The sequence below is a fragment of the Spirosoma oryzae genome (assembly GCF_003002825.1).
GTDB classification, from domain to species: domain Bacteria; phylum Bacteroidota; class Bacteroidia; order Cytophagales; family Spirosomataceae; genus Spirosoma; species Spirosoma oryzae.
On the sequence record NZ_PVTE01000040.1, the window covers coordinates 22,413 to 35,731 of the forward strand.

Consider the following 13,319-nt stretch of genomic DNA (forward strand, 5'->3'; position numbering starts at 1 on the left):
GTCTGTGTGATGGGGAATGCGTAGCTGTCTTCACAATTGCTTAACAGCCGGGGCATGCGGCAAAATCGTAGTTTTGGGTAATTAACCCATACTACCCCATGCACCGTTGCTACGTATCGTTGCTGCTGAGTCTGTTGACCCTGTCGGGGTTGGCACAAACCACGTCGCCCCGTTCGACCACTACCACCCATCAGCGACTGACGTTGCCGAACGGCTGGAGTCTGTCGCCCATTGGTAAATCACTGCCATTGGGTGATCTTCCGCTGACAACGGTCGTTTCGCCGAACGGCAAGCGACTGGCCGTAACCAACAACGGCCAAAGTACGCAGTCGTTGCAACTGATCGATATTGCGGGCGAAACCGTCCTGAGCGAAACCGTCATCGGCAAGTCGTGGGTCGGGTTGTGCTTCACGCCCGATGGCAAACGACTGCTGGCGTCGGGCGGCAACGACAATCGGGTACTGATCTACGACGTATCGGGCGATAAACTGGTCAAAACTGACTCGGTCGTCCTGGGGAAGCCGTGGCCCAACCGTATCTCTGTTGCCGGACTCGCTACCGACCGGACCGGGCAAACGCTCTATGCCGTTACCAAAGATGATAGTTCGCTTTACGTCTGCGACCTCGGCACCCGACAGGTTCGGGAACGAATCAAACTACCCGCCGAAGCCTACACCTGCCGGCTGTCGCCCGTGTCGGATGAGGTATACATTACCGTTTGGGGGGCTGATAAAGTGATCGTGTATGATCCGAAAACCCGCAAACTGACCCATGAAATCACAACCGGTAGCCATCCGAACGATCTAGTGTTCAGCCGTAACGGGAAGTACCTGTACGTCGCAAATGCCAACGACAACACCGTGACGGTAATCGACGTCAAAACCCGGCGTGTACTCGAATCGCTCAACACGGCGCTGTACCCGGACGCGCCCGCCGGCAGTACCCCGAACGGCCTGGCCCTGTCCGCCGATAACAAAACGCTGCTGGTTGCCAACGCCGACAACAATTGCCTGGCCACGTTCGACGTGTCGCAGCCGGGCCGCAGCCGGTCGCTGGGCTTTATCCCGACAGGCTGGTACCCAACGAGTGTACAGATAGTTGGTAAAAAGGTGCTGGTAGCCAATGGGAAAGGGTTTTCGTCGCAGGCAAACCCCGCCGGGCCGAACCCCTACAAACGGCGCGAATCCGACACGCAGTATATCGCCGGGCTGTTCAAAGGCACGCTGTCGCTGTTTACCATGCCGACAGCCGCACAGCTTACCGGCCTGACCCGGCAGGTGTACGCCAATACCCCCTACACAAAAGCGCGTGAGAAAACGGCCGTGGGTGAAAACTGGCCTGCCAATTCACCCATTCCGAAGCAGGTCGGCGCGAAAACGTCGCCCATCAAATACGTCTTTTACATCATCAAGGAAAATCGGACCTACGATCAGGTGTTCGGCGACATGAAGGAAGGAAATGGCGACACATCGCTGTGCCTGTTCCCCGAAAAGGTGACGCCGAATCAGCACGCACTGGCCCGTGAATTCGTGCTGCTCGACAACTTCTACGTCGATGCCGAAGTAAGTGCCGACGGCCACAACTGGAGCACGGCGGCTTATGCCACGGATTATGTCGAGAAAACGTGGCCGACGAGTTACGGTGGTCGGGGCGGCACCTACGACTACGAAGGATCGCGGCCGGTGGCCTTCCCGAAGCGGGGTTTTATCTGGGATTACTGCAAACGGGCGGGCATTCGGTACCGGTCGTACGGTGAGTTTGAAGCGTATTCGAAACGCAAGAATTCGGCACTGGCCGGCCTGTTCGCCCCCAACTACCCCGACTATGACCTAAGCGTTAAAGACGTCGACCGGGTCGAAATCTGGAAACACGATCTGGACTCGCTGATAAAAATCAATGCCGTGCCGAACTTCAGTAGTATCCGGCTGGGTAACGACCATACGAGCGGTGCCCGCGTTGGGGCTCGCACACCAGCCGCTTTCGTCGCCGACAACGATTTGGCCGTGGGGCGACTGGTCGATTACCTGTCGAAAAGCCCGATCTGGAGCGAATCGGCGGTGTTTGTGCTGGAAGACGACGCGCAGAACGGTTCGGACCACGTCGATGCACACCGATCGCCCGCGCTGGTCATTAGTCCCTACACGAAGCGACACCACGTCGAACACACGTCGTACACCACGTCGGGCATGCTGCGCACGATGGAGCTGATTCTGGGGCTGCCACCGATGAGTCAGTACGATGCGGGTGCCCGGCCAATGTACGCGTTGTTCACGGACAAGGCGGACCTGACGCCCTACGACCACCGCCCCGCGCAGATCGACCTCGATGCTAAAAATACGGCCATGACCGAACCGGCGCGGCAGTCGGAAAAACTGGACCTGCGCTACGCCGACAAAATCGACGACCGGCTGTTCAACGAAATCATCTGGAAAGCCGTCCGGGGGGAACACGCCGTCATGCCTGCTCCCCGTCGCGGTGCCTTTCTAACCGTTAGCAAGAAGGATGATGATGACGACGATTAGGTCGGTATTCAGTATACAGTTTACGGTTTTCAGTCTACGATGACCACCGTGGTACCGTCCGGCGAACTACTGGAGCGGGCTACTTTATTCATCCAAGGGCAGTGTCTTCACAGTCCGCTCTTTCAATAGGCTAGTAGGTTGGTTCTTTACGGATAGCGCGGGTTGTTAACCGGTGACTTGCCGTTCAATACGCCATCCTTGATTAACTGTTGAACAACCTCACGGGGGCTGAGGGCGGTGGTTGTCGACAAGGTGATGGCTTTCCAGAACGGCTTACCGGTGGTGACACTGCTCATTTCGAGATAGATATTGTTGTAGCCGGTTATATACTTGCCACTGTTGCCGCTGAAGCTGCGGTTGAGATCGAGTGTTAGCATCACCTGACTCTTGCACTCGTCGAGTTGTCGACTGATGAGTTCCTCCGGTGTTTCGAAATCAATCGGTGACACGTCGACCGAGCAAACCGTGTACTGCGACGGAAACGCGCCGATGAACGTCGACGCATAGCCCGGTGGTACGTTAGGCAGTCGCGACACGATCAGGATGCGCTCAAACGGCGGTTTATCGACAACCCGGACGTTCGACTGAATATTGAGAATCGTCGTGCAGCCAGTCAGCAGCGTCGATAGGAGCAGGCAGATGAGAACAGGTAGTCGCATGGTAACAATGATTGTTGTTTCAAGGATCAGTGCTTGAACCAGTTGCGTATGCGTTGCCGGCGGGTTGGTTTTTGAACGACATAACCACCGACAGAGATAGATTCACTTATCAGGTTTATATCTTCGCTGATGGCGAATAGTTGCGGTCTGCCGACTTCTACTTTATACTGAATCGTTGAGTAGCCAATCAGGCTGGCGACAGCCCATACCGTGCTATCCGGTGAATACTCGGGAAGTTCCAGACGGAAAGCACCCGCTGAGTCGGTCGTTGCGCTATATGGTGTGTTTCTGATGACGATCGTTGCATTAGCCAGCGGTTTCTGCGTCTGATTGTCGATAACTCGCCCTTCGATCAGTAACGGTCTCGGTTGCGCATCTGTTGGTTGGACCTGCGTAATGACCGAACGAGTCAGTGCCGGTATAAACGTGCTGCCCACCCGTTTGTCGGTTACTGATTGCGCCTGTGCCGCCTGCGAACTTAACCAGCCTGACAGCAGCAGACTTACCCACTGCCAGCGACTTACTTGCCGGCTAGACGGCTCCACCAATGGGCGATTTAACTGGTCGGACCGGAAACGCCCGCAGCCTGGACCACCGGATTGGTGTATGTGAGTTAGTACCTGCGCGTCGGTCATGGTCGTAAAATCCACGACGGTTTTCTGGCATTGCGCGCAGAAACGACCCTGCTGGTCGGGTGTCATCGCCTGCCACGACTGCATGCAGGGGCTGGGAATCGTTAGTTTGGTGGAAGAAGACATACCGATACGTTGGGCTGAGCGTCAGTAAGGTAACTATTTTTCGGCCAAGCTGAGCCAACAGTTTGGTATCTACAAGCAGGTTTTACGTACTTTCCGGCAAAGACCCGTCGCTATGCCCGCTCTGCGTTATCTGGTTGTTTGTCTGCTTCTCTCGGGACCCCTGTTTGGTCAGTCCCGTACTGCCACCTCAAAGACGGTACTGTCTGCCCGCAAGGGGTTGCAGCAACCCGTCGAAGTCATCCGCGACCGCTGGGGTGTAAACCACATCTACGCCAAAAATGAGCATGACCTGTTTTACACGCAGGGGTATCTGGCCGCCAAAGACCGGCTGTTTCAACTGGAAATGTGGCGTCGGCAGGCAACGGGAACGGTGGCCGAACTGCTGGGACCGCAGGAAGTGAAGCGCGACATCGGCACGCGGCTGTTTCGGTTTCGGGGCAATCTCAACCAGGAACTGCTACACTACCATCCGCACGGACCGCAGATCGTCGGGGCCTTTGTCGAGGGTATCAACGCCTACGTTACGGAGATAACGAAAACGCCGGAGAAGCTACCGTTTGAATTTCGGGTGCTGAACATGACGCCCGGCCTGTGGACGCCCGAGGTTGTCGTCAGCCGCCATCAGGGCTTGTTGGGGAACGTTCGGGAGGAGCTGAAATACGGTCGACTGGTCAGCCTGATCGGTGCTGATAAGGTCCGCGAACTCAACTGGTTTCACCCCGTAGCCAATCCGACGCAACCGGACCTGACGTTACGTGTCGATGGAACGCAACTGTTTCAACCCATACTCGACCTGTACGAAGCGTTCCGGCTACCGCTGAAATACCAGGGGCGACTGGCGAAAGCCGATGAAGACGAAGCGGCTCTCACGCCCGGCGCTAATGGCAACACCGATGAAATAGACCGCTGGTTCGAGATCGAAAAGCAGTACACCGGGTCGAACAACTGGGTCATTTCGGGGGACAAGTCCGTGAGTGGTTACCCCATGCTGGCCAATGATCCCCACCGCTCGCAATCGACGCCGTCGCTGCGGTATTGGGCGCATTTAAACGCGCCGGGCTGGAATGTAATCGGTGCCGGCGAACCGACGCTGCCCGGTATCTCGATTGGGCATAACGACTACGGTGCCTGGGGGCTGACCATCTTCGAAACCGACAACGAAGACCTGTATGTATACGAAACCAATCCGGCCAATCCGAATCAGTACCGCTACAAAGGGCAGTGGGTGTCGATGCGTGTGCTGACGGAAACGATACCTGTCAAAGGCGCGCAGGCAGTAACGGCCACGCTCAAGTATACGCGTCACGGTCCCGTTGTCTACGGAGACACTAAAAATCACCGGGCTTATGCTGTTCGGGCGGCCTGGCTCGAAACGGGTTGTGCGCCATATCTGGCCAGTCTGCGCATGAACCAGTCACGCAGCTGGGCCGAGTTTCGGCAGGCCTGTTCGTACAGCCGGATTCCGGGCGAAAACATGATCTGGGCGGAACGACCATCAGCAACGAAGCCCGGTACGATTGGCTGGCAGGCGGTGGGGTTGTCGCCGATTCGCAAAAACTTCTCCGGGCTGGTACCGGTGCCGGGCGACGGCCGCTACGAGTGGGGCGGGTATCTGCCGATTCAGCAACTACCGAACAAACTCAATCCGCCGGAAGGGTATGTCGTTACGGCGAATAACAACCTGACGCCGGTCGATTTCCCGCACCGAAACGCCATCGGCTGGACATGGGCATCCCCCAACCGCGCCGACCGTATCGAGGAAGTACTGAACGACGGTAAACGCAAAAATCTGGTCGACTTCATGGCGTTACAGGCCGATTATCTGTCGCTGACGGCCCGGACGCTGGTACCGCTGTTGCAGAATCTATCGTCGCCCGAAGGCCGGACCGAACAGGCAATCGGCTACCTGCGCAAGTGGGATTTTCGCCTTGACCCCAGTTCGGTTGCCGCATCGATTTACGTAGCGTGGGCGGGACAACTGAAGCAGGCCCTCGCCCGACAAACGATTCCCGAAAAAGCACGGCCGTACCTGACCTCGCTACCCACCAAACGTGTGATCGACTGGCTCGTTACGCCCGGCCTGATGCCCGGTTCGTCGGGCGATCCGGTCGCCTACCGCGATAGTTTATTGCTCGCCACTCTCGACAAGGCCGTGGCTGAGCTTGACAACCGGCTTGGTAACGACATGGACGAATGGCAGTATGGACAGCGCAGGAATAAGCATATCCTGATCACGCACCCGCTGAGCGATATGGTCGATAAAGCCATGCGTGACAAAATAAATCTCGGCCCCGTAGCGCGGGGTGGTTACGGCGAAACGGTCAACGCGACAGCCAATGACCTCAACCAGACACACGGTGCTACCTTCCGCATTCTGATCGATACGGAAGACTGGGATAAAACACTGGGCATCAATAGTCCCGGTCAGTCCGGCGATCCAGACAGCCCGCACTACCGCGATCTGTTCCCGATCTGGGCCGAGAACGGCTATTTCCCCGTCTTCTTCTCAAAAGACAAAATCAAAGCCGTCGCCGAACAAACCACGATACTGAAATAGCGTGAACGTGTAGCCCAGACCTCCCGGTCTGGTAGCCAAAGGCTAAAGGGGAAATGGCTTATATGAAACCGGGTTTGTTTAGTCTATGAATTTGTTAGCCTTCGGCTACCAGACCTAGAGGTCTGGGCTACAAGCCGATCAATAAATGAGTTAGGTTGGCTGTGCATTGCGCTTGATAGGTTTGTGAAGTCATTCACGAGACTTCTCTATCCCACCATGCTGACTCATTACACGCGGTATTTGCCGCACATGCTCCCACCAGAAGAAACGTACTTCATTACCTTTCGTTTACACGGATCGTTACCACAGGACGTGATGGATCGATTGCTCGACGAGAAAGCGAGTTTACAACGGCAGCTCGCGGACCAAGTGGCTGAAGGAAACGAGTCGGAACAGCAGGTGTCTGCGCGGTATAATAAGCGATACTTTGCCCGATTCGACAAGGCGATGGATACCGCTATGCAGGGAAACGATTGGCTTCGGCAGTCCGCTGTTGCCGACATCGTTCGGTCGGCTATTCATCATTACGACGGCACGGCCTACACGTTACATGCCTATTGTATCATGCCGAATCACGTACATATGCTGGTGACAGCTTTGGCCAACAACAAACCGTTTTGCGTGATTATGAAATCGCTGAAGGGCTATACGGCGCGTAAGGCGAATGCACTGCTGAATCGCACGGGCCAACCGTTCTGGCAACCCGAAAGTTACGATCACGTCGTTCGTCATGCAGCCGAGTTCCAGCGCATCACGACATATATTTTGAATAATCCGATCAAAGCTGGTCTGGCTAAAGACTGGTCCGACTGGCCGTACTCGTACGTAGCCGTGTAGCCCAGACGTCCACGTCTGGTAGCCGTCAGACTAAGGTGGGATGGCTTATCTAGAATTTTACTTGATTGGTTGTTGAATTTACTAGCCTAGCGGCTACCAGACGTGGACGTCTGGGCTACACATAGCCGTCAGGCTAAGAGGGGTAACTTATACGGAATCGTTTGTGAACTTAGTCGCCTGCGCCGGCCAGACGTGGACGTATGGGCTACATCCTGTACTTTTGCGGGCGGAAGCCGACAACCTGCGGTTTTTTACCCATCATGGACATTCAGGAGACAGTAAAACAGGCCATTCAACAGGCCGTTACCGAATTATACCAGCAGTCGATCGGCGAGGTTGTGCTGCAACCTACCAAAAAAGAATTCGACGGACTTTACACGTTCGTCACGTTCCCACTGACGAAAGCACTCCGACAAGCGCCCGCACAGATCGGACAGGCCATCGGTGAATGGCTGGTGGCGAACAGCCCGGTGGTGAGCGCCTTCAACGTCGTGCAGGGATTTCTGAACCTGAGCATTGCCGACAGCGCCTGGATCGATACGCTCAACGACATCGCGGCCAACGATACCTTCGGCCAACTGCCCGACAAAGGACAGTCGGTTATGGTCGAGTTTTCGTCGCCCAATACCAACAAACCCCTGCACCTGGGTCACCTGCGCAACAACTTTCTCGGCGATTCGGTCAGCCGGATTCTGAAAGCCAGCGGGTACGACGTCGTGAAAACCTGTATCGTCAACGATCGGGGCGTTCACATCTGCAAGTCGATGCTGGCCTACCAACGGTTTGGTAACGACGAGACTCCCGAATCGGCCGGGATGAAAGGCGACCACCTGATCGGTAAATACTATGTGTTGTTCGACAAGGCCTACAAAGCCGAAGTCGAGCAGCTGGTTGCCCAGGGAACGGCCAAAGAGGAAGCGGAGAAAACCGCTCCGCTGATGCAGGAAGTACAGGCTATGCTTCGTCGGTGGGAGCAGGGTGACGCGGAGACGGTCGCACTCTGGAAAAAACTCAACGATTGGGTGTACGAAGGCTTCGCCGTGACCTACAAGACAATTGGCGTCAGCTTCGACAAGACCTATTACGAATCGAACACGTATCTGCTCGGAAAAGAGATTGTGGAGGAAGGGCTGGCGAAAGGCGTTTTCTACCGCAGAGACGATAACTCCGTCTGGATCGACCTGACCGAGGAAGGGCTCGATCAGAAGCTGGTGCTGCGGGCCGATGGTACATCGGTCTACATCACGCAGGACCTTGGTACAACCGAGTTGAAAGACCACGATTTTCACACCGACCGGCAGATCTGGGTGGTTGGTAACGAGCAGGACTATCACTTCAACGTACTGTTTGCCATTCTGCGCCGGCTGGGACGGTCGTACGCGCAGAACCTGTACCACCTGTCATACGGTATGGTCGATCTGCCGACGGGTAAGATGAAGTCGCGGGAAGGGACCGTTGTCGATGCCGACGATCTGATTCGGGAAACGACGGAAGCCGCTGCCACGGCCGCCGATGACGCGGCTAAAGGGAAGATGGACGAGTTCAGCGAAACCGAGAAGCAGGCCTTGTTCCAGATGCTGGGCCTCGGTGCGCTGAAGTACTATCTGCTGAAGGTAGACCCACAGAAGCGGATGCAGTTCAACCCCGCCGAATCGGTCGATCTGCATGGCAATACGGGGCCATACATCCAGTACGTCCACGCCCGGATTCAGTCAGTGCTGCGCAAAGCGGGTGACATGGGACTGTCGATTACTGGAACGGCAACGACGACCGAACTCGATGACGTCGAGCAGCAACTGGTCTTTTTGCTGAGTCAGTATCCGCAACGTATTGCGGAAGCCGGCACCAACTATGCACCATCATACATTGGCCAATACGCTTACGAATTAGCCCGTACCTTTAACCAATTTTATGATCGGTTGTCCATTCTGAAAGAGACCAACATATTCTTGCAGCAAAACCGATTGGTACTGGCCGGTGCCGTCGGTCGCACGATCAAATCAGCCATGGAGTTGCTGGGTATCGACGTGCCGGAAAAAATGTAACGGATCGACCGGGTTTTTAATCCAAGTGGGCGTCTTTTACGTAAAAACTATTTGTGGAAGCACCACGTTGACGGGATGGTCGGCGCGGTGCCAGCCCTTCACCCAAATCCGATAGTTCTCATGAAAAAACAGGTTTCTCTTGCACTGGCAGCCGCAGGGCTGATCGTTATCTCTTCCGGCTTTATGTTCAAAGACGTAGTTAAAGGTATTTTCAGCGATAAGAGCGAAGTGGCAGCTGCCCCCGCCACCCATGCCGCGCCAACCAAAAGTCTGTACGATTTTACCGTGACATCGCTCGACGGTAAGCCGGTCGCGCTGAGCAGCTACAAGGGCAAAAAAGTCGTGATTCTCAATACGGCTTCGAAATGCGGCTTTACGCCCCAGTACGCCGACTGGGAGAAATTCTACGAAAACCACAAGGATAAAATCGTCGTGTTGGGCTTCCCGTCGGGCAATTTTGCCGGTCAGGAACTGGGTACGAACGAAGAAATCGCCAGCTTCTGTAAGAAAAACTACGGCGTATCGTTCCCGATGTTCGAGAAAGTCGACGTGGTAAAAAACGAAGGCCAAGCCCCCTTGTACAAATGGCTGACGACCAAAGAAATGAACGGCTGGAATGATAAAGTGCCAACCTGGAATTTCTGCAAGTACGTCGTCAACGAGAAAGGCGAACTGACTCACTTCTTCGCGTCGAAGGTGAAGCCCGAAGACGACGAGTTCAAAAAAGCCGTAGGCCTTTAATCAATTGTGAATGGGTGAATGAGCGAATTAGCGAATAAACTGGTGCGCAACCAGACATTCACTAATTCGCTCATTCACCCATTCGCTCATTACACTATGAAAACCTGGCTTGCGGCTGCCCGGCCGCGTACGTTGCCGCTGGCGCTGGCCAGCATTATTCTGGGTAGCTTTCTGGCCCGTGCCGATCAGCGGTTTAGCTGGCCCATCGCCGGACTGGCTGCGTTGACAACTATTCTGCTACAAATCCTGTCGAACTTCGCCAACGACTATGGCGACGCCATATCGGGAAAAGATACCGAACTGCGCGTGGGGCCCCGGCGGGCGGTGGCTACTGGCGATATCACCCGCGAAGCCATGCTGCGGGGCGTCATTATCACGTCGGTATTATCGCTAGTGTGTGGTATTGCGCTCCTGTATCTGGCCTTCAACAACCGCGCTGACGGAGCCGTCGACTCGTCGATATTCTGGGTCTTTCTGGTGATTGGCCTGCTGTGTATTGCGGCTGCCATTGGCTACACCAATGGTAAGCGGCCATATGGTTACGCCGGGTTTGGCGATGTTGCCGTACTCCTGTTCTTCGGCTGGGTCGGCGTGCTGGGTACCTATTTTCTGCACACACTGTCGTTCAGCCCGTTGCTGCTGCTGCCCGCTACGAGCGTTGGTTTGTTTGCAACGGGCGTACTGAACGTCAATAACATCCGCGATATCGAAACCGATACGATGACGGGCAAACGGTCGATCCCCGCCCGTATTGGCCGCGACCGGGCCGTACAATACCATTGGATGCTGTTGTTTACCGGTATGGCCTGCGCCATGGGCTATTCGATTGCCACCGATGCTCCGGCAACGGCGTACCTGTACCTGCTGGCATTTCCGCTATTTATCCTGAACGGCCGGGCCATTGCCACCCATCGTAATCCTGCCGAACTGAACCCACGTCTCGGTCAGCTCGCCCTGACAACACTCCTGTTCGTTATCCTCTTCGGCATCGGGACGGTGCTGTAATTTTTTAGATAAAAGAGATAAGACGTAAGAAGAAAGATAAGGATTGCTAGTCTGGCAACGGCCGTCTTTTTTCTTACGTCTTGTCACTTCCACCCAGCCAACTACGCCTTCATTTTTCGGGGAACTATCTGCGTGTTGACGCAGCCGATTGTGTCGTATTATTCAGTACGGGTAAGAGGAGGGGCCTCTTTCACGAGACCACTCCTCTGCCGCCCGAGTGACTCATTATTGAAGTGAAATTATGCTGCTCCAGCAGCTCGGCCACGTAATCAGGTTTATAGATAAAAGGTAAATGCTGATTCGCGAAATAACAAGTTGAGGTTGTACTTGACTTACGATTAATGTAATTGATAGATACCCGATAATTTCCCTTATACGGGCGTTTGTTAAAACAGTATAATCAAACGTTATTTAATATAACGTTTGATTATATAACAGCAATGACACTTAGCATAGACACCTATACCAGCATCATAGACCATCTTAAAAGTCAATTTTTTGCTACGGGTGAATTATGGGCTGTTACTGCCTACGCCAATGATTACGGTATAATAGGAGACTATACGTCCTATAAAAACCGCATTGATTTATTTAGTAGTGTACTTGAAGAGATTCTGAGAATGAAAGAAGCGCGTGTAGGGAGTAAAGGGGAGTTTCTATCGGGTTCACCGGAAGAACAAGATACTCAATTCAAAAACGCTTTTCCAACAACGTTGGAGGAAATGAATGAGAAAGCTGCTTACTGGTGGTATTTAGACGAATGCCCTGGCGGATTAGTATGGTATACCGACATTGATGATAACGAATTTGAAACTTCACCGACAGGTGATGGACGTTTCTATCTTTGGACTTAATATAAACGCACTTGTATAACAGTTGTAGTGAATACAGTATTACCAATCAAGCTTTCCCTGTTCACGAAGCTTTTGCTCCATGATTCCAAACTGATGACCTAGTTCAAATACATCGTACAGGTTATATTTTGTAACTTCTATATCAGCAAAAGTCACTTCATCATAGACCATTCTAATTATTCTAAAATCTGTTTGATAATTGGAGTTATACCAATCTATGCATTTGGTAAGATTTTCTTCGTCATTACAGAACACACTAAATTCAAATCTTTGACGCATATTTCTCGCTGTTTTAATTTGCTATCCTCAAAATAGTTATAACTTGTGGTGATAGAGTTTGTTATGCTTTACTTAGATGTGTTTTATAACTACGCTTATGTTATGCTCTTACTTCAAGAGCGCGAGTATCTTTAGCTGACATTACCACGACTTCTTATATAGAAAAAGCACTATAATGAAAGCAATAACAAAGCTGCAAAAGGCACCTGACAAAGCGTATTGATAGAGTTTTATGCGATTAGATTTCTCGGAATCAGAGAGTATGAAGTCAAAGTCCTTTATAATCAAGGACTTTAAAAATAGCCTGTAGAGCAGGTAAGGTACAACCAACGTAAATATAGAAGCCTTTAAAAAATCGAGATGAAAAGGGCCTGAGAGTTTTACTAACACACCTTCCAACAAGATTAATCCAGCTATATAGTAGAAGTACAGAAGAGTATTAAATCTCGTGAAAGCAGATTTTTTAGCTGATTCGGAAGATTCACTTTTACAATAAGCTAGGTAAGCCCCTTGTTGTAGATTAATGAAAAAATGCTTGAAATTGACCGTCACTGGTTTGTTGTATAAGTGGCTTTACGTAAAGCTAAGACAAGTCAAGACATATGCAGCTTGACAAATTCTTTAGCAGCTGCCATCGTTTCAGGGTATTTAACATAGCCATCAGCTTCCCGATTCGGGATATGCTGGTAGGTAAAGCCGTTCTCATAAAGATATTTTACTACTGCCCATTTGTTAGTATCTACTCTCTTGGGAGGGCGGAATCTATGAGGGAAATAAACAGCAGACCGACTACATTCCGGGCATATCAAGAATTGCTTTGCTCGGTCGTCACGATCACTGCTTAGGTTGAACGCCTTCCTGCATTCTAAACAGACGATTTTATAGCCCATTGCTGTTGTATAATCAGTGCTATGATAGCTCAGAAGCTACTCTCAGAGGTGCCCTACTCACAGCTAGTATGCTCAATCTAGAGCCTGTGGACATTCACAGTAACAATATCATGCTTGACGCCAAATAGACCATCGCTAAAAAGCTGGTAGCGGTCTTTTCGTAGCGAGTTGC

Annotated in this window: 10 protein-coding genes; 7 read left to right on the top strand and 3 right to left on the bottom strand. The window is 52.8% G+C overall.

Going from position 1 to position 13,319, the window contains the following annotated elements:
- Nucleotides 1-98 precede the first annotated feature (98 nt).
- A complete protein-coding gene (locus CLV58_RS26100; protein WP_106140785.1) occupies nucleotides 99-2,522 on the top strand; it encodes a bifunctional YncE family protein/alkaline phosphatase family protein in 2,424 nt (807 codons plus the stop codon).
- 146 nt (nucleotides 2,523-2,668) lie between these two features.
- On the opposite strand, the gene CLV58_RS26105 is transcribed toward CLV58_RS26100, so the two are convergent.
- Both CLV58_RS26105 and CLV58_RS26110 read right to left on the bottom strand, forming a co-directional pair.
- Nucleotides 2,669-3,181: a hypothetical protein gene (locus CLV58_RS26105; RefSeq protein WP_106140786.1), complete on the bottom strand. Its 513-nt coding sequence runs from the start codon at nucleotides 3,179-3,181 to the stop codon at nucleotides 2,669-2,671.
- Between the two features lie 26 nt (nucleotides 3,182-3,207).
- Nucleotides 3,208-3,939 carry a carboxypeptidase-like regulatory domain-containing protein gene (locus CLV58_RS26110; RefSeq protein ID WP_106140787.1) on the bottom strand — a complete coding sequence of 244 codons (732 nt, stop codon included), beginning with the start codon at nucleotides 3,937-3,939 and terminating at the stop codon, nucleotides 3,208-3,210.
- A 112-nt stretch (nucleotides 3,940-4,051) separates the two neighbouring features.
- Between CLV58_RS26110 and CLV58_RS26115 the strand changes: the two genes are divergently transcribed.
- From CLV58_RS26115 to CLV58_RS26140, 6 genes are all read left to right on the top strand, one after another.
- Complete coding sequence (locus tag CLV58_RS26115; RefSeq protein WP_106140788.1) at nucleotides 4,052-6,496, top strand: penicillin acylase family protein; 2,445 nt, start codon at nucleotides 4,052-4,054, stop codon at nucleotides 6,494-6,496.
- Nucleotides 6,497-6,712: 216 nt separating this feature from the next.
- The gene (locus tag CLV58_RS26120; RefSeq protein WP_106140789.1) at nucleotides 6,713-7,333 is read left to right on the top strand and encodes an REP-associated tyrosine transposase; all 621 of its coding nucleotides are present in this window, start codon (nucleotides 6,713-6,715) and stop codon (nucleotides 7,331-7,333) included.
- Nucleotides 7,334-7,593: 260 nt separating this feature from the next.
- Entirely contained in the window at nucleotides 7,594-9,378 is a 1,785-nt protein-coding gene (argS, locus tag CLV58_RS26125) for an arginine--tRNA ligase (RefSeq protein ID WP_106140790.1), read from the top strand.
- 120 nt (nucleotides 9,379-9,498) lie between these two features.
- Nucleotides 9,499-10,119, top strand: a complete 621-nt coding sequence (locus CLV58_RS26130) for a glutathione peroxidase (protein WP_106140791.1) — start codon at nucleotides 9,499-9,501, stop codon at nucleotides 10,117-10,119.
- Between the two features lie 96 nt (nucleotides 10,120-10,215).
- Entirely contained in the window at nucleotides 10,216-11,124 is a 909-nt protein-coding gene (locus CLV58_RS26135; RefSeq protein ID WP_106140799.1) for a 1,4-dihydroxy-2-naphthoate polyprenyltransferase, read from the top strand.
- 440 nt (nucleotides 11,125-11,564) lie between these two features.
- Entirely contained in the window at nucleotides 11,565-11,978 is a 414-nt protein-coding gene (locus tag CLV58_RS26140) for a DUF596 domain-containing protein (RefSeq protein WP_106140792.1), read from the top strand.
- Between the two features lie 39 nt (nucleotides 11,979-12,017).
- Here the strand turns inward: CLV58_RS26140 and CLV58_RS26145 are convergent, their stop codons facing one another.
- Nucleotides 12,018-12,257, bottom strand: a complete 240-nt coding sequence (locus CLV58_RS26145; RefSeq protein ID WP_106140793.1) for a hypothetical protein — start codon at nucleotides 12,255-12,257, stop codon at nucleotides 12,018-12,020.
- Between the last annotated feature and the right edge of the window lie 1,062 nt (nucleotides 12,258-13,319).

Bases quoted from the DNA above. Each gene is read 5' to 3' on its own strand.
- CLV58_RS26100 (WP_106140785.1), top strand. From the start codon at position 99: ATGCACCGTTGCTACGTATCGTTGCTGCTGAGTCTGTTGACCCTGTCG.
- CLV58_RS26105 (WP_106140786.1), bottom strand. From the start codon at position 3,181: ATGCGACTACCTGTTCTCATCTGCCTGCTCCTATCGACGCTGCTGACT.
- CLV58_RS26110 (WP_106140787.1), bottom strand. From the start codon at position 3,939: ATGTCTTCTTCCACCAAACTAACGATTCCCAGCCCCTGCATGCAGTCG.
- CLV58_RS26115 (WP_106140788.1), top strand. From the start codon at position 4,052: ATGCCCGCTCTGCGTTATCTGGTTGTTTGTCTGCTTCTCTCGGGACCC.
- CLV58_RS26120 (WP_106140789.1), top strand. From the start codon at position 6,713: ATGCTGACTCATTACACGCGGTATTTGCCGCACATGCTCCCACCAGAA.
- argS (WP_106140790.1), top strand. From the start codon at position 7,594: ATGGACATTCAGGAGACAGTAAAACAGGCCATTCAACAGGCCGTTACC.
- CLV58_RS26130 (WP_106140791.1), top strand. From the start codon at position 9,499: ATGAAAAAACAGGTTTCTCTTGCACTGGCAGCCGCAGGGCTGATCGTT.
- CLV58_RS26135 (WP_106140799.1), top strand. From the start codon at position 10,216: ATGAAAACCTGGCTTGCGGCTGCCCGGCCGCGTACGTTGCCGCTGGCG.
- CLV58_RS26140 (WP_106140792.1), top strand. From the start codon at position 11,565: ATGACACTTAGCATAGACACCTATACCAGCATCATAGACCATCTTAAA.
- CLV58_RS26145 (WP_106140793.1), bottom strand. From the start codon at position 12,257: ATGCGTCAAAGATTTGAATTTAGTGTGTTCTGTAATGACGAAGAAAAT.